The following is a 19,168-nucleotide window of genomic DNA, read 5'->3' on the forward strand; positions in this document are numbered from 1 at the left end:
CGGTGATTGCTAAACGTAATTATGGTAAGGATATAGATAAAAGCAGTATGGATAGCTGCCTTTATCGCTATCGTCATTTAGTCGAGAATGCCTTTGCTAGAATCAAGCAATATCGTTCAATATCAACTAGATACGATAAGTTAGAAAGGAATTATGCCAGTATGGTATCACTGGCATTTATGTTAATGTGGCTGCCAATGTATTGTTGAGTAATTTATGTACAGCAAAGATCAACAGCCCCTAATTACTGAAACTGAATTTAATCAGAACCACGCTTTCGGCTTACCTATTCATTTGGTAGTTGACATGTTTTTATGAATTTTAACTTAAGACTAGTGATAAGTTGACAGGTTAAGTTTTGATAAGACTTTAGACATAAAAAAACCAGCTTTAAGCTGGTGTTCTTTGTGACTTGGTGCCAGTGGTCGGACTCGAACCGACACGCTTTTAAGGGCGGCGGATTTTGAATCCGCTGCGTCTACCAATTTCGCCACACTGGCATTTGAAGTGCAAATAAGTAAACGTTGGCATTATACTAAGCTTTGCAATATCTGCAACAGATATTATTCATAAAGCAATTTATCTGCCTAAAAAAACGTCTAATCCTTCCTTTCCCAGGCAGGTAATTTTTTAAGGATTATATAAGCAGTTTGTTTAGCTACTGCATTATCAACATTGTGATTTTGAGCATATTGTAATGTAACTTCATGCCATTTTTCATCAAATGTTTTCATTCTGCCATCTTTATGAGCACAATGTTTACAATAGTTTTTAGACATATCGAGCAATGGATAATCAGCAATAGCAGTCATTGGCATGCCACATGCAATACACATTTTCATATTTTAAATTCCAATAATATTAAAAAAGGTGACTAAATAATTGCCATCTTTATATGTATAAAAATCCTACTCTGAGTTAAACAAGATTACAATATATATTAAAAATAGATAAATAGATTTAGAAATTAAGATCGAATTGAGGTGTTACTGGATTTAATTCTTGTTGTTGTCGTTGCTGTTTTGATAATAGATAACGGCGTTTTAATGCCCGTTGTTTACATAAACGCAAAACTTTTTGCTTTTGGCTATCACTCAAGGTTAACCAACTAAATCTTTCTTCTCTTGAGCGATAACAAGCAATACAATAGCCTTGTTTATCAGTTACACAAACTCGTTTACACGGGCTTGGAATATCAAAAAATTCAATCTGATCCAATTTATTCCTCGTTTCCTAAGCAAAACGACATATTGACTAATGTTCTTTTAATCCTAACCCTTTACTTAATACTTTAAAACAGTCATCACAATCATGTGTAGCTGCATGAAGTAATGTTTGAGTCGGTGCGTGGATTAATTTATTGGTTAAGCGATGTGAAAACTCAGCAAAAACATCGTCAATGTTAGCGCCCTGCCTGATGGCATTTAAGGCTTTTATTTGTAACTCACGTTTGATACTTTCTGCATTACTACGATACTGCTTAACATAAGCAACTGCATGTCTAGTCTTAAGCCAATCAATGAAAAGTTCAGCTTGTTCTTGAATAAGATATTGCGCTTCTTTAGCGGCAATAGCTCTTTGTTCTAAATTACTTTCAACCGTTTTTTGTAAGTCATCAATAGTATAAAGATGCACATTATTGAGTTGACTAACCTCTTCCTCGACATCGCGAGGAACAGCTAAATCAATAAACAGCATTTTACGATGATTTCTAGCTCGTAAAGTGCGCTCAACCATGCCTTTACCTATAATAGGTAAAGGACTCGCTGTTGAGCTGATCACAATATCAACATCTTTAAGTCGATTAGCGATATCAGGTAATGAAATGATTTCTGCATCAATATCAACCGCAAGTTTTAATGCCTTTTCACGGGTTCGATTGGCAATAATAACTTGATTAAATCCATGCGGCTTTAAGTAACGTGAAATAAGCTCTATTGTTTCACCTGCGCCAACAAGCATAATATTTAAATTAGAGGTATCACTAAAAAGATGGCGAGCAACTAAACAAGCAGCATAAGCGACAGATGCTGTATTAGTGCCAATATTGGTTTCACTACGGACAATTTTCGCCACATGAAATACTTTTTGAAATAGTTTTTTTAATTGAACAGATAAGCAATTTTGTTCTTGAGCAAAACTATATGCTTGCTTAACTTGCCCTAGAATTTGTGGCTCACCAATGATCATAGAATCTAAACCACTTGCTACCGACATCAAATGTTCAACAGCTTGTTGACCGTCATACCAATAAAATGAATCTTGGTATAGATCAACATCAAGATGATGAAATTGTCCTAACCAACTTTCTACAGATTGTTTTAATCTTAGATAGTCAGTTTGATGCTCATAACTAAGATAAATTTCTGTTCTATTGCAGGTAGACAAAATAACACACCCATCAACTAAAGGATGTTGGTATAAGCTGTATAGTGCTTTATCGACAATCTCATTAGGAAAAGCAAGCCTTTCCCTTAAAGCAACTGGCGCTGTTTTATGATTAACACCAAAAATTGTAATAGACATTGCATCACTTCTTTTTTGAAGGTTATTAGATATATTATTTTATTAACAGTTCTTAAACTTCCATATTATACATAAAAAACAGTAAAGGTTCTTTTTCTTATTCAGTAAATTATCAGTTATAATACTGCACTTATTGACACAAACACTAACAACTAAGAGTTATTTTATGTCTAAAATCAAATATATATTTGTTTTCATATTACCTTTACTTATCACCGCTTGCCAAATAACAAAATCTCAAAACAACACCTCGATTGAACAGCAGTGGCAAATCCGCCAACAAAATCTAAAACAAATAAACACATTCCAAGTTAAAGGTAGTATAGCTTACATAAGTGATAAATCTCGTAATTATGGACGATTTTTAATAGCTCAACAATCAACTGATAACTACCAAGTTAAATTAACCTCCCCCATTGGTAGCAATATTTTAACATTAAACGCCGAACCTAATTATGCCCAACTGGTTGATAAAGACGGTAGAAATTACCAAGATACCAATGTTGAAAATCTTATGAAAAAGATATCCAATGTAAATATTCCACTTAATTCTTTGCATAATTGGTTAAAAGGATTTTCAGACAACATCAATACTGACAAGTTAGATAGTTCAGGAAGATTACTTTCAACTGTCTTTATACAAAATAACAATAAATGGACATTAAAAATTCCAAGTTACTCTACTTATACTTATCAAAACAAAAAGATAGATTTACCTGCAACTATAGAGCTTACGCATGATGACGAAGTTGTTCGCTTAAAAATTAGTGACTGGATTTTACGATAAAGGATAATAGTATGAAACAGTGGTTATCACCTGCTAAATTAAATTTATTCCTTTATATCACTGGACGCCGTTCTGACAATTATCATAATTTGCAAACGTTATTTCAATTTATTGATTATTGCGACATCCTAATCTTTAATGTTCGTCAAGATAATAAAATTAACTTATTAACCGATTTTACAAATGTACCCGTTAATAAAAACTTAATTGTTGTTGCTGCTGAACAATTGAAATCCTATACCAACCGTAATGATTTAGGTGTAGATATTACAATTGATAAAAAAATTCCTATGGGTGGTGGATTAGGAGGAGCCTCATCTAATGCTGCAACAGTATTAGTAGCACTTAATCAGCTATGGCAACTTAATTTATCAACCGAAATACTAATGGATATAGGACGAAAAATTGGTGCCGATGTCCCTATTTTTATTTATGGTCATGCGGCTTTTGCCGAAGGAATTGGCGATCAATTTCACCCTGTAGATATTCCTGAATATTGGTATTTAGTCACTTGCCCTAATATTGAAATATCAACAGTCGAAATATTTAATGCTCCTGAGCTAACTCGCAATACGCCAGCTCAAAGCATTACTGATTTACTTTCATTGAAGTTTAACGAATTAAAAAATGATTGTGAGGAAGTAGTTAGGAAACGTTATCCAACAATAGATAAAATAATTACTTACCTTTCCCAATATGGTACAACTCGATTAACAGGAACTGGTGCATGTGTTTTTACCCAATGTGAATCAAAGCAACAAGCATTAGCCATTCAAGGCAAACTTAATGCAGCACTATCAGTTAATAGTTTTGTCGCAAAATCGTTAAACACCTCTCCTTTATTCACAAATTAAACAAAAACCTTAATCAACAATCATTAAATGGTTAAGGTTTTATTACGTCAATATTTATATATTAAATATAACCACATTTTGACAAAGATAGAATGTGGTAATCACCAATTATATTTATAAACCATAAAAACAGTAAAATAAAAATAGTTGTCGATTTTTCGGTTGCGATGCTTACTGTTTATTTAATATGCTAACCAGATTACAAAACCCAGTTATCAATTAACTAAAATTAAGATTTTAAAAATTATGCTTATTACCAATTTAGACAAAAGAAAACAATATTATCAGGCTTTACTTGCAAAAGACCAAGGCTATATTGGGATATTCTATGCTGGAGTTAAAACAACTTCGGTATTTTGTATTGCAACTTGTCGGGCAAAGAAACAAAAATATGAAAATGTAGAATTTTTTAGCACTTTCAAAGAAGCTCTTGATGCTGGATATCGTCCTTGTAAAATTTGCAAACCAACTGAAAATTCTAACGCAGCACCATCAGAAGTCATTAAAGCTATCGCATTAATTACCCAAAATCCTAAAACAAAAATATCCGATATGATATTAAAAGAGCATCAAATAAGCCCCGAAACGATCAGACGCTGGTTCAAAAAAATTATGGTATTACCTTCCAAGCCTATCAAAGGATGTATCGAATAAATAATGCCTTTCAAGAGCTTAAAATTGGTAAAAATGTCATTAATACCGCTTATGATACAGGATATGAGTCATTAAGTGGTTTTGGATACACTTACAAAAAAATAATGAAAAATGCCCCATCTCAAAATACTAATAACGAAATTATTTTGGTTAATCGCCTAACTACACCATTGGGACCAATGTTTATTTGCGCCACTAATCAAGGTATTTGCCTATTAGAATTCGTGGATCGTCGAATGTTAGAAACAGAATTTAAACAATTACAAACACAACTTAATACAAAAATTATTTTTGGAGAAAATAGCCATATTGTTCAAGCTAAAAATGAAATTAATGAATATTTTCAAGGAATAAGAAAATATTTTGCAGTTAAATTACATACTCCTGGAACAGATTTTCAGCGAACTGTTTGGGACAGTTTAAAACAAATCCCTTATGGAAAACTAACTACCTATAAAGAGCAAGCAGAAAACATCAATAATCCACATGCTATCCGCTCAGTTGCAAGCGCAAATGGATTTAATCGAATTGCAATTATCATACCTTGCCACCGAGTCATTGGCTCAAATGGTGAATTAATGGGATATGGCGGAGGGCTAGAAAGGAAACGATGGTTAATTGAACATGAAAAAAGACATTCTTAATTGTTCCATTATAATTGCTGTGCTAAATACAGTAATGGCAGTTTTATTACTTAAATTATAAGTATTGCTAGGTTTCAGCATGATATTACGGTTTATTTGTTGCAACTAAAAAGTTTGCAGGTATATAATGTAAGATTAGCAACTCTTATAGAAGAACTTAGAGAGCATTTAGATGAATCAGTTACAAGAAAAACTTGCATTAATTAAAGACAGCATTCTTACTATTCCCAACTATCCAAAAGAAGGGGTTTTGTTTCGTGACATCACAAGTTTACTTGCTGATCCTGCTGCATTTAAAACCACTGTTGAATTATTAATTGATCATTATCGTGATAAAAAAATTGATAAAGTAGTAGGCACAGAAGCTCGAGGCTTTATTTTTGCTGCACCAATTGCGTTAGCGTTAGGTGTCGGTTTTATTCCTGTTCGAAAACCTAATAAATTGCCTCGCCACGTATTTAAAGAAGAATATCAACTTGAGTACGGTACAGATACGTTAGAAATTCACACTGATGCCATTAAACCAGGTGAACGAGTATTAATTATTGATGATTTACTTGCTACAGGTGGAACAATTGCTGCAACAGCGAATTTAATTCGTAAAGCTGGTGGCATTGCCGAAAACGCCGCATTTGTAATCAACTTACCAGATTTAGGTGGCAAAACAAAGTTAACGGATATGGGAATTGATTGCTTTACTTTAGTTAATTTTGACGGCGAATAATTACTATTAAGGGCACAATTAGTGCCTTTTTTTATTTTGAATACTTTTATCTCTTTTCCTTTCTAAAATAAAATAAGTTAGTCATTTTCATTGCATAAAAATAGATATGTACCACCACTCTATCTAAATTCAGCTAAATAAATCAAGATAAAAAACCAACAAAACCTCCAAAAACGAATAAAAATACACTTTACATCTTGATAAAGATATAAATGCGAATTATTATTCATAAATAAAGCATAATTATTTAAAACAAAAGAAAATAGATAGAATGAAAAAATTTAACCATATTATTGCAAGAACACCCGCCAAATCTTTAATTAACGGATTAACGTCAGCTAACTTGGGTAAACCTGATTATCAAAAGGCCTTAGATCAGCATAACTATTACATTCGAGCACTACAGCAGTGCGATGTTGATATCACTATTTTACCACCCGACGAACGTTTTCCTGATTCAGTCTTTGTTGAAGACGCTGTGCTTTGTACCCCATATTGTGCAATTATTACAAGGCCTGGCGCAGAAAGTCGCCGAGCAGAAACCGAAATTATATCAGACACCATTGAGCGATTTTATCCCAATAAAGTTGAGCGAATCACCGCACCAGGCACCGTTGAAGCGGGTGATATTATGATGGTTGAAAACCACTACTATATTGGCTTATCTGCTCGAACCAACCAAGCTGGTGCTAACCAAATGATAGCTATTTTAGAGAAGTACGGATTAACTGGTTTGGTAGTTAAGCTTGAAAAAGTATTACATCTAAAAACAGGTTTAGCTTATTTAGAAAACAACAACCTATTAGCAGCAGGCGAATTTATAACTAAACCTGAGTTTCAACGCTTTAATATTATCGAAATTCCCGAACAAGAAAGTTATGCTGCCAACTGTATTTGGGTTAATGATCACGTAATAATGCCGATGGGCTATCCAACAACAAAAGCAAAAATAGAAAAACTTGGCTACCAAGTTATTGAAGTTGATACATCGGAATACCAAAAGATTGATGGTGGCGTAAGTTGCATGTCACTAAGATTTTAATCGATCTATATTAAATATTAACCTTACTAAACCACATAATAAGACAACAACATGAATACATCGGTAAGAAAAAAGCTAGGCATCCTGCCACTCACACTGTTAGTGGTTGGCAGTATTGTAGGCAGCGGTATTTTCAGCCTACCACAAAACATGGCCGAAAGTTCGGGCTCTGGCGCTATTTTAATTGCATGGATAATAACCCTATTTGGCATGTTAATGCTAACACGGATATTTCAGTATTTATCGATTCGATTTTACAAAATCAATGATGGATTATATGGTTATGTGCGTGAAGGTTTTGGCGATTATATCGGCTTTAATGCCGCGTGGGGCTACTGGATATCAGCATGGATGTCGTGCACTAGCTACCTAGTGATTTTATTTAGTGCATTAGGATCTTTTGATTGCTTGAGCTTCTTTGGTCATGGTACCACATTACCTGCCGTTATTACGGCTATCATATTTTTATGGATAGTGCACTATTTTGTATTAAAAGGAATATATCGTGCTTTTTTATTAAATTGCCTAGTAACATTAGCGAAAATCGTGCCTATTGGTTTATTTATTGTTTGTGTTAGCCTTGCCTTTAAAATATCGACATTTAAGATAGATTTTTGGGGAACACCGCAATTAGGCTCAATTATCGAGCAAGTAAAAAACACCATGCTCTATACCGTTTGGGTCTACTTAGGGATTGAAAGCGCAACTGTGTATGCTGCTAGAGCCAAAAACATCATCAGCATTAGCCGAGCTACCTTTTTTGGCTTTGCTATTACCAGCTTATTACTTGTTTGCGTATCTGTGTTATCGCTTGGTATTGTGCCACAACAAGAACTTGCTCAAATGAAAAACCCTTCCATGGCACTTGTTATTGAACATGTAGTAGGCAGCTGGGGAGCAACATTAATTAATATTGGTTTAATTGTGTCAGTCAGTGGTGGATTACTATCATGGTTAATGCTAGCGGCCGAAATGCTATTTTTAGCTGGCCAAGGCACACAACACTCAGTACCAAGTTGTTTTGGAAAACTCAACAAAGCAGGCACGCCATCCAACGCATTATGGTTAACAACATGTTTAATAACCGTATTAATTATCCTTGCCCACTACTATCAATCTGGCTACAACACATTAATCCAATTATCAACCTCAATGGTGCTTATTCCCTATTTACTGGCGGCTCTCTTTGTTTTTAAATTAGCCGTTCAACAAGGTAAAGCCTACTTAATTATGATTGGCGCTTTAGGATCGCTTTATGGCATATGGTTGATTTATGCTGGTGGCACAGTTTATTTATTACTGTCGATGATACTATATAGTATGGGACTCTGTTTTTACCTTTATGCCAGAAAGGAACGATCTTTGCCAGCATTTAGTTACTTGCATGACAAAGCGTACGCTATTGCAATCATCCTATTAGCTATCATCGCTATTTTACACTTCTACATAACACCAAATTAATTAGTTAGGCGTTATTTTCGAAATAGATAAAAGTCAGCTAATAGCTTTCTGAACTCTTGAGAATAACGCCCATCACCATCTCGCATACACAATTGCTGCTCATCAATTTTATTAGCCTGGATAAATGAAAAAGCCAATAATGATAACGAAAAGTCTTTATCTGCACTATATCTAACATTCATCAGTTGGAATAAATATAACTGATTAGATTCACATAATAACCTAAACTGATTGGATAAATGATAAGGTAAAACTAAACAAAATTGCCCTTTCGGTTTTAGTAAGCGCTTAACTGTGTCAATAAGCTGTTGAAAGTTCAAACATTCGGTATAACGTGCCAACTGTCTTTGGGAATTGCGACAATCAACGGCAGATTCAAAATAAGGGGGATTAGTCACAATCAAATCATAGCCCACCGCATAACTTAGCTGAAATTGATTAATATCAGCATTAATCGCATTAATCAAAGTAAACCCAGCTTGTTGGCTATTTTGCTGACATTGTGCTACCGCCTGCATATCAATATCGATGGCATCAATTTGGCTGTTATCATGTTCTAACCGCTGAGCTAACATTAACGCAATTACACCACAACCACAGCCAATATCGAGTACCTTTTGCGGAGCCGAATCAATCGGAACCCAAGCCCCTAACAAACAACTATCGGTTGTTACCTTCATTGGACTTTTATCGTGCGCCACAAAAAAACGCTTAAAAGTAAAGCCACCTTTTTTTAACGGTAATGAATTATTCTGCATAAATAAACTTCTTAAACAAAGGCTTGTTAGATGCTATCGCATCAGCCCAGCGAGTCGGTTCTGGCAAACGATAGCCCCGCAAGCATAAATTAACCCATTTTAAGGCACTATCTTGACTTACTCGGTGACCTGTTGAAATAAATAAAGGATTGCAATTATTTTTACTACATAAAACCCAACCAATCTGTTCTTGCTTGTCTTGTAAAGGTGTTACATTACCTGCTTGCTTAGGTAATATTTCGTATTGACCGCAAAGCCTTTTTTTAGCAATACCAATTGTTGGCATATCTAACAACAAGCCGAAATGACTCGCAATACCTAACCGCCTAGGATGTGCAACACCTTGCCCATCAACTAACAATAAATCAGGCTTTTGTTTTACCTGCTGCCAAGCGGCAAGTAGCGCAGGGTATTCCCGAAAAGACAAATAACCAGGAATATAAGGAAACCCTGTCTCAACCCGAGCAATATAATACTCAACAACCTCGAAAGTTGGATAGCGCAAAATAACGATTGCTGCTCGAGTAATCTTGCCATTATCTTCAAAACCGACATCAGTACCACCAACGTAATTTATTGACGGATTAAAGTCATCATCGCATTTAACCTGCTTGGCTAACGCCTGCTGTGTTTGCATTAATTGTTCTAAATTGATAGACATTTTTATTCTGTTCAGTATCATTATTCCAATAGATTGATTTTATCAGAATTAGCATGCCATATACATTAGCAAATCCTACCGAGTTAACAGAAGAAATCAAAAAAAGTCGTTTTATTGTCAATGCAGCGCCAGTCACATCAGCTGAACAAGCCACCGACTTTATTAATCAAATAAGCGATCTCAACGCCACCCACAACTGCTGGGCATGGAAGATTGGGCAACAATACCGATTTAATGACGATGGCGAGCCCACTAGTACAGCAGGTCGCCCTATTCTTTCAGCCATTGAAGGGCAAGATTGTGACCAAGTGGTTGTAGTAGTGACTCGTTACTTTGGTGGCATAAAATTAGGTACTGGAGGATTAATTCGTGCCTATGGCGGTTCGGCTAGCCACTGCTTACAACAAGCTGAGCTAATTGAACTCATTGCCCGCATAACGCTACAATTTCACTGTTATTATAACGAATGGCCAATTATCGAAAATCGTCTAAAGGAACTTGATTCCATTGTTGAAAATCAAGAGTTTGATGCTGAAGGTGTAAAAGTAAACGTCGCTATCACAAAAGACAAATTGCAACTTCTACAAAAAAACATTAGCGACATCACTCGTGGACGAGTTATTATTGAATCATAAAAAGCCTTCCGATTAAGCATTGATTTTGTTGAAGTTTTTATGCGACAGTGACCACCTACACGGCAGTAAACCAGAAGCCAATATACTATAACTCCATTTAGCAAAAGGCAAACAGGATTTTTCTGTCAAAAATCCTTTTTTACAAGACATTATTAACCTTTTTTTTTATTGATTTTATTTTAAATGTGAAATATTACTATACATTATTTTTCTCACTATAAAAAATATGCTTTATTGCCAATAAACAATAATAAAATTACAATAATTTCACTTTAAACCACTTAAAGCAAAAAAAATGATTACTTACCACGATGCTACATTAGAAGATTTACCATTTATTGTTGATGTTTATAATTCAACAATTGCTGGCCGCCAAGTTACTGCCGATACAGTGCCTGTTTCTGTTGAAAGTCGATTGGATTGGTTTTACCAGCATAATCCTAAAAATCGTCCACTTTGGTTAATTAAATATCAAGATAGACCTTGTGGTTGGATTAGTTTATCTTCGTTTTATGGTCGCCCCGCTTTTTATAAAACCGTTGAGATTAGCTTATATCTTCATCAAGATTTTCGTGGCAAAAAAATTGGTCAATTTATGGTGGATAAAATCGAACAATTTGCTAAACAAGCTGGAATTGAGACAATTTTTAGCTATGTGTTTCGACATAACTTACCTAGTGTTAATTTATTTAAAAAAATGCAGTATCAACAATGGGGACTTCTTCCAAAAATTGCTGAATTAGATAATGTTCAGCGTGATTTAGTGATATTAGGTAAACGGTTAAATTAACTGACCTCTATCAATAAAATTTACCTATTCAAAAGGATTTTTTAATGAGCACCTTTAATGATATTAAATATTACGCCAGTCAATCTAAAATCACCACAACGCTGGTAGTAATCAATATTCTGTGTTTTTTTGCATTTCGGCTAATTGATAGCCGTGGGTTTTCGTCATTATATGAAAATCATTTTTTGATTGATTGGGGAGCCGATGTTGCGGAGTTAACTTTTTCTGGCCAATATTGGCGCATGTTTACTAATTTATTTATGCATGTCAGTTTTACTCATTTAGCTATGAATATGCTGGCATTATGGAGCATTGGTCCTATTTTAGAACAGCGCATTCCTTGCCTTGCTTTTGTTGGCATTTACTTTTTTTCAGGGCTAGTAGGAAGCTTATCAAGCGATATTGCCACCATCAATCAAAATGTGATTAGCTGTGGTGCTTCGGGTGCTATTTTGGGTATTATTACCGCATTGTTGGCTTATTGTTTGGTGTTTAAAACCAATATACAAGAAATGCCAGTCAAAGCAATGCTGGTGAGTTTAGTATTAACTGCTGGGTTAGGGTTATTGCCATCTATCGATAATATGGCGCATATTGGTGGTGCTTGTGCTGGTTTTGTACTTGGTGGGGCTGTTTCGTTATGTATTAAAATGTTCAAATACCCAAGTAAGTTAACTCTGCTTATTATTGGTTTTGTATTTATTGTGACTGCATTGGGGATCTATGTGCAATATATGCACTATGCTTTGCCTAGTGGTTATTATGTCTATTATTAATAATAAAAAGGCGCTGATTATCATTAAACAGCGCCTTATTTATGCAAAAGCTATTTAAAAGCTATTTAAAATCCGTGCAGGCTCAATCTTACAAGCACGTTTAGCTGGATAATAGCTAGCAATTAAGCTAAGTAACATGGCGGTTATAAACACTATTACCACATCAAACAGATGAATTTCGGATGGTAAAAAATCAATAAAATAGATATTGCTATTTAAGATTTTATGCCCCATTAATGACTCAATAAAGCCCATGATGTTAGAAAGTTGCCATGACAATATTACGCCTAAAATAACTCCAATTAGACTGCCAATTAACCCTGAAATCACTCCATACCATATAAAAATATGTTTGATTAAACGATTAGTTGCGCCTAGGGTCTTTAATATGGCAATATCACGCTGTTTATCTTTTACGGCAATGACTAAAGTGGATACAATATTAAAACAGGCCACGCCAATCACTACAATCATGGCCAGATACATGATTTGCCTAATCATTTGAATATCACGATACATAAAGCCAAACGTCTGTTCCCAACTATTAAATAACAGATCTTCGTCAAGCCCTAATGCTGCTTGACCAATAAGGTTATTGGATTGATAAACGTCTTTTACATTTACCATAATACCTGTAACGCTATCGCCCATATTTAGTAATTTCTGTGCATCTGTTAATGGAATTAAAGCCATGTTATTACTCAAGCTGCCACTTAATTCTAAAATCCCTACTACTTGCAAACGGACTCTTTTAGGTGGTTTGAGTTGATTTGGACTACTCGAAACAGGAATTAATAAAGAAACCCATCCCCCTTCTCTCACTGATAAATTTTTAGCAAGCCCTGCTCCAATAATAATTTGTTGGTTATCGGGCTTAAAATCTTGCCATTTATTATTCAGTACATAATTCGGTAGTGAACTGATTTGCATTTCTTGTTCAGGGTCAAGACCCTGTACTTGCACAGCACCAAGTTTGCTACCGTTTTCAATTAATCCAGTAAAATTAACAAATGGTAAGGCTGATACAATATTATTATTGTTTTTAAGTTCTTGTTGAACGTGTTGCCAATTATCTAAATTGCCGTATTTTGGATAGAATTGTCCATGTGGCACTACCGATAACACTCGATTGTGTAATTCACGCTCAAAGCCATTCATGGCACTTAAGCCAATAATTAATGCCGCAATACCAATAGCAATGCTGAGTGTTGAGATAATCGAAATTAACGACACCATACCACTTTTGCGACGCCCTTTTCGAAATTTTATGGCGGTAATTAAAGATAAATTCATATTAATTATCCATTAATTGTTATCTAATGATGCGCTATCAGAAAGTTGACCATCTCTCATCACCATTTGTTTATCAAGTTTATTGGCAAGCTCAAGATCATGTGTAACAACCAAAAACGCAGTTCCATGTTCACGATTTAATTTAATCAGTAGCTCAAAAATAGAATCGGCTGTTGATTTATCAAGGTTACCTGTTGGCTCATCAGCCATTACTAAAGCGGGGTTATTAATTAATGCACGCCCTATTGCCACTCGTTGGCGTTCTCCGCCAGACAACTCGGAAGGACGATGATTTGCTCGTTTGACTAAATTAACCGACTCTAGCATTGCCATAGCCCGTTTTTTAGCTTCGTTGGGTAAAACGCCGCCAATTAATAGTGGCATGGCTACATTTTCAAGCGCGGTAAAGTCAGGCAATAGGTGGTGAAATTGGTAAACAAAGCCAATTTCTTGATTGCGTAGACGTGCCTTTTCTTGTTCAGATAATTGATTTAACTGATGTGATTTAAAAATAATTTCGCCAGATGTGGGATTATCTAAGCCACCAAGCAAATGCAGTAAAGTGCTTTTACCTGATCCTGAACTACCTATAATGGCGAGTAATGATTGTGAATAAATGTCAAACGAGACATTTTTTAAAACCTCGGTTACCATTTTGCCTTCGTTATAAGTTTTATAAAGATTTTTGGCACTTAGTAATATTTGTGAATTATTCATAACGTAAAGCCTCGGCAGGTTGAATATTGGCTGCACGATATGCAGGATAAAGTGTTGAAATTAGCGATAACATAAGCAATCCAATAATAATTAAAATAATTTGCGATGGTTCAACCAATGAAGGTAGCAAGATACCAGCTAAAGATAAACCTAACAATTGCATGATTTCGTTTAAGTTAATAGCAAGTAGCAGTCCTAAGGCGCTACCTAATAACGTGCCAATTATTCCTGAACTTGCACCTTGAATAATAAAAATTAACATAATTTTAAAGCGAGACAGACCTTGTGTTTTTAAAATAGCGACTTCGCCTTGCTTTTCCATCACCAACAAGCTTAATGAAGTAATAATGTTAAAAGCCGCTACAATCACAATCAGGCTAATGAGTAATCCCATGACATTTTTTTCCATTTTAATGGCTTGAAATAATTCACCGCGTTTAGCTCGCCAATCTTTAAAGACTAATCCTTCAGGTAATGGGGTATTGGTTATCGAGGCAATATCCAGTGGTTTATCTAAAAATAGGCGCCAACTGCTAATCATATTAGGAGGATAACGTAATAAGTTTTTAGCGTCAGATTGATTGACATAAATAAGCGTTTGATTGATATCGTGGTTAACCGTAAACAGTCCTACAATATTAAATAAACGCTGGGAAGGTATACGCCCAACTGGGGTAATTTGACTTGCATCTGTTACCATTAAACGTATTTTATCGCCAACGGTTACACCTAATTGATTAGCTAACGTTTGCCCTATGATAACATTGTATTGCCCTGCTTGAAGATCTAAGAACGATCCACTATAGATATAATCATTAATAGGATCATCATCTTCTGGGTTAATGCCCATTAGTGTGCTTACAGTGATACTTTGCTCACTTTGCAAAACCACATCACTCGACACCAAAGAACTAATACGATTAACACCTTGAATCTGATTAAATTGCTCACGAGTAATGACCTTAGGATCTATCCTACCTTGTGGTGTTGTGATCTGGGCTTGAGGTAAAAACTTTAAAATACTACTTTGCATCTGATCTTCAAGCCCGTTCATGACTGATAAGACCACAATTAGACCAATTGAACCTAACATAATCCCAATCATCGACAACCATGATACAAAGCGACCAAACCCATCCGTTTTTTGCCCGTATACATAGCGCAAACCAATAAAAAATACTAATGGACGAAATATTTTTGACATAAACGTATATATTACCTGAAACTTTTTTACAAAGTTTTGCTAGTTAAATGCAAGGTGCTTATCATACAGGATTAAACAGTTATAGAAAACAACCTCATACTTACGTTATAATCTGACAATAAATTTTCAGCGACATCAACGAACTCATCATGTCTAAAACAGTTAATATTTCAAACTTAATTCCTCAAAAATCAGGTGAAGTAAAGCAAATTGGGCAGCTAGTTGGCTCTTCCTTATCACAATTTTGCGCTCAAGCTATAGATGCACATGAAGGTATAGTTGTGATTGTCACTGATGATATGCAACAAACTTCGCGCATTCATGAAGAACTAAAGCAGTTTACATCCTTCCCTTCTATTATCTTTCCAGATTGGGAAACATTGCCTTATGACAGCTTTTCTCCTCATCAAGATATCGTATCAGAACGCTTATCTTGCCTTTATCATCTTGGACATTTAACCAAAGGGGCGTTAATTTTACCCATTAATACCTTAATGCAAAAAGTCTGCCCACAAAGTTATTTGGGTGGACATGTTTTTATAATGAAAAAAGGCTTACAAATTAGCCGAGAACATTTACGCCTTCAACTTGAAAATGCTGGCTATCGTTCAGTCAGCCAAGTTATGGAGCATGGCGAATATGCTACTCGTGGAGCGCTTTTTGATATCTACCCCATGGGCAGTGATAAGCCTTATCGCATCGATTTTTTTGATGATGAAATCGACAGTATCCGTACTTTTGATGTCGAAACTCAACGTACCTTTGGTGAAATTGCTGAAATACAATTGCTACCAGCCCATGAGTTTCCTTTCGATAAAACAGCTATTGAGTTGTTTCGTAGTCAATGGCGAGAACAATTTGAGGTTAGATTAGACTCAGAAAGCATCTATCAACAAGTTAGTAAAAATATTTTGCCAACTGGTATTGAATATTGGCAAGCCCTGTTTTTTAACGAACCATTAACACCTCTATTCTCTTATTTTTTAGCAAATAGCTTAATTATAAATACAGTTAATATTGAGCAATATGCTAACAAATATTGGCAAGATATTACCCAACGTTATGAAAGTCGCAAAGTCGATCCTATGCGACCATTACTTGCACCAAATGTTATTTGGTCTAAAACTGACGAGATTTTTGCCAATTTCAAAAACTACCCAAGAATGGTTTTATCGCATGCAATAACGACTGAATCAAATAAAAACGTTAATTTTCCTTATGTAGCATTACCTAATATTGCTATTGAGATCCAACAAAAAGATCCTTATTTGCAATTTCAAAAATTTGTTGAAAATTTTGCAGGAACAATCATCTTTTCGGTTGAATCAGAAGGACGCAAAGAGGCTTTACAAGAAATTCTTGGACGAATTCGTATTCATCCCACTACCATCAATTTACTTGATGAACGAAAAAACAGTGATAGCCGATTTTATTTAATCGTTGGAGCTAGTGAACAGGGCTTTATCAATCAGCAAGATAATTTTGCCTTTATTACTGAAAATGAGCTATTAGGACGACGAGTAGTTCGTCGTAAAAAAGAAAATAAACAAGCTATCAATACTGATTCACTTATTCGTAGTTTAGCTGAGCTAACACCCGGCAAACCCGTTGTCCATTTAGAACATGGCGTTGGTCGATATGCAGGACTTACCACATTAGAAACAGGTGGGATTACGGCTGAATATCTTATTCTATTATATGCCAATGATACCAAGCTTTATGTTCCTGTTTCATCATTAAATCTAATTAGCCGTTATTCTGGTGGCGATGAAGAAAACGCACCACTCAATAAATTAGGTACTGATGCTTGGAGTAAAGCGCGGCAAAAAGCGGCCGAAAAAGTACGAGATGTTGCAGCTGAATTACTAGATATTTACGCTGAACGTGAAAGTAAACCCGGATTTGAATTTAAACAAGACCGAGAGCAGTATGAACTATTTTGCCAAGGGTTCCCTTATCAAGAAACTGATGATCAACAAAATGCCATTGGGACAGTAATTGGCGATATGTGCTCTCCTTATGCCATGGATAGATTAGTCTGTGGTGATGTTGGATTTGGTAAAACAGAAGTAGCGATCCGAGCTGCTTTTTTAGCCGTTATTAATCATAAACAAACAGCAGTTTTAGTTCCTACAACTTTACTTGCAGAACAACATTACGAAAGCTTTTGTGATCGCTTTGCAAACTGGCCAATTCGCATAGAAAGCCTGTCTCGATTCAAAACCGCCAAACAACAAAAAAGTATTATAGAAGCTCTTGGTGAAGGCAAAATTGATATTGTAATTGGCACACATAAATTGTTACAAGAAGATATCAAATGGAAAGATTTAGGCCTGTTGATTGTTGATGAAGAACATCGTTTTGGCGTCCGCCAAAAAGAACGAATTAAAGCAATGCGAGCAAACATTGATATTCTAACACTAACCGCAACGCCAATTCCAAGAACCCTCAACATGGCAATGAGTGGTATGCGGGATCTTTCTATTATTGCGACCCCTCCAGCTCGCCGATTAGCAGTGAAAACCTTTGTTAGAGAATATGATGATCTCGTGATTAGAGAAGCCATTTTGCGTGAAATTTTACGTGGTGGTCAGATTTATTACTTACACAATGATATTTCTGATATCGAAAAAGTAAGCGAAAAACTTGCAGAGCTGGTGCCCGAAGCACGAATTACCATTGGTCATGGGCAAATGCATGAACGCGACTTAGAGCGCATAATGAATGACTTTCATCATCAACGTTTTAATATACTTGTTTGTACAACCATTGTTGAAACTGGTATCGACATTCCTAATGCCAATACCATTATCATTGATCGTGCCGATAAATTTGGTTTAGCCCAGTTACATCAGCTCAGAGGACGAGTTGGACGTTCTTATCATCAGGCTTACGCTTATCTATTAACCCCACATCCTAAATTACTCACTAAAGATGCCAAAAAACGCCTAGAAGCAATTGCCTCACTTGAAGATTTAGGTGCAGGTTTTGCTTTAGCCACACACGATCTTGAAATTCGAGGTGCTGGGGAGTTATTAGGCAGCGATCAAAGCGGTCAAATTGAGACCATTGGCTTTAACCTCTATATTGAGCTACTTGATGAGGCCGTCAAATCACTAAAAGAAGGCAAAGAGCCAACACTTGAATCATTACTCAATAATCAACAAACAGAAATTGAGTTACGCTTACCAACACTTATTCCTGATGATTTTATTCCCGATGTTAATACACGTTTATCACTATATAAACGTATTGCGAGTATCACCGATCTTATCGAACTCACCGATATTCAAGTTGAAATGCGTGATCGTTTTGGTAAATTGCCCGATGTAGTGCTTTTTTTACTAGAAACTACCAAAATCCGTTATCACGCAACTCAATTAGGCATTACTAAGATTGAATTTGGTGAAAAAGGCGGTTATATTGAATTCGGTAATAATAATAAGGTGTCAGTCGATTACTTAATTGAAATAATTCAAAAAGAACCAAAAAATTATCGCTTAGAAAGTTCAAATCGATTAAAATTACAAAAATCAGAATTGCAACGAATCGATCGTATTGAATATATCAAAAATTTGTTGTCTGACTTTACAAATCATCAAGAATGATAATCTAAAATAGAACAAATAACTAAGAGAACTA

The 19,168-nt window shown here is 35.3% G+C and carries 18 protein-coding genes, 1 tRNA gene and 1 pseudogene; 11 read left to right on the forward strand and 9 right to left on the reverse strand.

Features of this window, described 5'->3' with window-relative positions; all coding sequences use genetic code 11:
- A partial coding sequence (locus tag A9G31_RS00710; protein WP_141671320.1) for a transposase occupies window positions 1–209 on the forward strand: 209 nt, incomplete at its 5' end.
- Window positions 210–413: 204 nt separating this feature from the next.
- On the opposite strand, the gene A9G31_RS00715 is transcribed toward A9G31_RS00710, so the two are convergent.
- From A9G31_RS00715 to hemA, 4 genes are all read right to left on the reverse strand, one after another.
- Window positions 414–500: transfer RNA gene (locus A9G31_RS00715), tRNA-Leu, on the reverse strand.
- 99 nt (window positions 501–599) lie between these two features.
- Window positions 600–842: a zinc ribbon domain-containing protein gene (locus A9G31_RS00720; protein ID WP_065559987.1), complete on the reverse strand. Its 243-nt coding sequence runs from the start codon at window positions 840–842 to the stop codon at window positions 600–602.
- A 118-nt stretch (window positions 843–960) separates the two neighbouring features.
- Window positions 961–1,218 carry a DUF1289 domain-containing protein gene (locus A9G31_RS00725; RefSeq protein ID WP_065559988.1) on the reverse strand — a complete coding sequence of 86 codons (258 nt, stop codon included), beginning with the start codon at window positions 1,216–1,218 and terminating at the stop codon, window positions 961–963.
- A gap of 36 nt (window positions 1,219–1,254) precedes the next feature.
- A complete protein-coding gene (hemA, locus tag A9G31_RS00730; RefSeq protein WP_065559989.1) occupies window positions 1,255–2,526 on the reverse strand; it encodes a glutamyl-tRNA reductase in 1,272 nt (423 codons plus the stop codon).
- Between the two features lie 166 nt (window positions 2,527–2,692).
- Between hemA and lolB the strand changes: the two genes are divergently transcribed.
- The 6 genes and pseudogenes from lolB to A9G31_RS00760 all read left to right on the forward strand — a co-directional run bounded on the left by lolB (window position 2,693) and on the right by A9G31_RS00760 (window position 8,692).
- Complete coding sequence (lolB, locus tag A9G31_RS00735) at window positions 2,693–3,313, forward strand: lipoprotein insertase outer membrane protein LolB (RefSeq protein ID WP_034914549.1); 621 nt, start codon at window positions 2,693–2,695, stop codon at window positions 3,311–3,313.
- Window positions 3,314–3,324: 11 nt separating this feature from the next.
- A complete protein-coding gene (ispE, locus tag A9G31_RS00740) occupies window positions 3,325–4,167 on the forward strand; it encodes a 4-(cytidine 5'-diphospho)-2-C-methyl-D-erythritol kinase (protein ID WP_065559990.1) in 843 nt (280 codons plus the stop codon).
- Window positions 4,168–4,413: 246 nt separating this feature from the next.
- Window positions 4,414–5,465, forward strand: a pseudogene (locus tag A9G31_RS12155) (bifunctional transcriptional activator/DNA repair enzyme AdaA).
- A gap of 172 nt (window positions 5,466–5,637) precedes the next feature.
- Window positions 5,638–6,189, forward strand: a complete 552-nt coding sequence (gene apt, locus A9G31_RS00750; protein WP_065559991.1) for an adenine phosphoribosyltransferase — start codon at window positions 5,638–5,640, stop codon at window positions 6,187–6,189.
- 271 nt (window positions 6,190–6,460) lie between these two features.
- The gene (gene ddaH, locus A9G31_RS00755) at window positions 6,461–7,231 is read left to right on the forward strand and encodes a dimethylargininase (protein ID WP_065559992.1); all 771 of its coding nucleotides are present in this window, start codon (window positions 6,461–6,463) and stop codon (window positions 7,229–7,231) included.
- 51 nt (window positions 7,232–7,282) lie between these two features.
- The gene (locus A9G31_RS00760) at window positions 7,283–8,692 is read left to right on the forward strand and encodes a basic amino acid/polyamine antiporter (RefSeq protein WP_065559993.1); all 1,410 of its coding nucleotides are present in this window, start codon (window positions 7,283–7,285) and stop codon (window positions 8,690–8,692) included.
- Window positions 8,693–8,703: 11 nt separating this feature from the next.
- Here A9G31_RS00760 and A9G31_RS00765 read toward each other — a convergent pair whose 3' ends face one another.
- Together A9G31_RS00765 and nfi are read right to left on the reverse strand one after the other, a co-directional pair.
- Window positions 8,704–9,450, reverse strand: coding sequence for a tRNA1(Val) (adenine(37)-N6)-methyltransferase (locus A9G31_RS00765; protein WP_065559994.1), 747 nt, complete (start codon window positions 9,448–9,450; stop codon window positions 8,704–8,706).
- Window positions 9,440–10,105, reverse strand: coding sequence for a deoxyribonuclease V (gene nfi / locus A9G31_RS00770; protein ID WP_442902662.1), 666 nt, complete (start codon window positions 10,103–10,105; stop codon window positions 9,440–9,442). Before nfi ends, A9G31_RS00765 begins: the two co-directional genes overlap by 11 nt.
- Before the next feature lie 59 nt (window positions 10,106–10,164).
- Here nfi and A9G31_RS00775 point away from each other — a divergent pair, with 59 nt between their 5' ends.
- The 3 genes from A9G31_RS00775 to A9G31_RS00785 all read left to right on the forward strand — a co-directional run bounded on the left by A9G31_RS00775 (window position 10,165) and on the right by A9G31_RS00785 (window position 12,312).
- Entirely contained in the window at window positions 10,165–10,746 is a 582-nt protein-coding gene (locus tag A9G31_RS00775; RefSeq protein WP_065559996.1) for an IMPACT family protein, read from the forward strand.
- A gap of 295 nt (window positions 10,747–11,041) precedes the next feature.
- Complete coding sequence (locus A9G31_RS00780) at window positions 11,042–11,536, forward strand: GNAT family N-acetyltransferase (protein ID WP_065559997.1); 495 nt, start codon at window positions 11,042–11,044, stop codon at window positions 11,534–11,536.
- 44 nt (window positions 11,537–11,580) lie between these two features.
- Window positions 11,581–12,312 carry a rhomboid family intramembrane serine protease gene (locus tag A9G31_RS00785; protein ID WP_065559998.1) on the forward strand — a complete coding sequence of 244 codons (732 nt, stop codon included), beginning with the start codon at window positions 11,581–11,583 and terminating at the stop codon, window positions 12,310–12,312.
- Window positions 12,313–12,366: 54 nt separating this feature from the next.
- Here the strand turns inward: A9G31_RS00785 and lolE are convergent, their stop codons facing one another.
- The 3 genes from lolE to lolC are packed head-to-tail and all read right to left on the reverse strand — an operon-like array spanning window position 12,367 to window position 15,517.
- On the reverse strand, window positions 12,367–13,605 hold the full coding sequence (gene lolE, locus A9G31_RS00790) for a lipoprotein-releasing ABC transporter permease subunit LolE (RefSeq protein WP_065559999.1): 1,239 nt from the start codon (window positions 13,603–13,605) through the stop codon (window positions 12,367–12,369).
- 12 nt (window positions 13,606–13,617) lie between these two features.
- Entirely contained in the window at window positions 13,618–14,322 is a 705-nt protein-coding gene (lolD, locus tag A9G31_RS00795; protein ID WP_034911737.1) for a lipoprotein-releasing ABC transporter ATP-binding protein LolD, read from the reverse strand.
- Window positions 14,315–15,517, reverse strand: a complete 1,203-nt coding sequence (gene lolC / locus A9G31_RS00800) for a lipoprotein-releasing ABC transporter permease subunit LolC (RefSeq protein ID WP_034911788.1) — start codon at window positions 15,515–15,517, stop codon at window positions 14,315–14,317. The genes lolD and lolC overlap by 8 nt, the downstream gene beginning before the upstream one ends.
- 158 nt (window positions 15,518–15,675) lie before the next feature.
- Between lolC and mfd the strand changes: the two genes are divergently transcribed.
- Window positions 15,676–19,134 (forward strand): transcription-repair coupling factor, encoded by a 3,459-nt coding sequence (mfd, locus tag A9G31_RS00805; RefSeq protein WP_065560000.1) that lies wholly within the window; start codon window positions 15,676–15,678, stop codon window positions 19,132–19,134.
- The last annotated feature ends 34 nt before the right edge of the window (window positions 19,135–19,168 follow it).

The sequence above is a fragment of the Gilliamella sp. Gris1-4 genome, from assembly GCF_001690335.1.
In the GTDB taxonomy this organism is placed as follows: domain Bacteria; phylum Pseudomonadota; class Gammaproteobacteria; order Enterobacterales; family Orbaceae; genus Gilliamella; species Gilliamella apicola_P.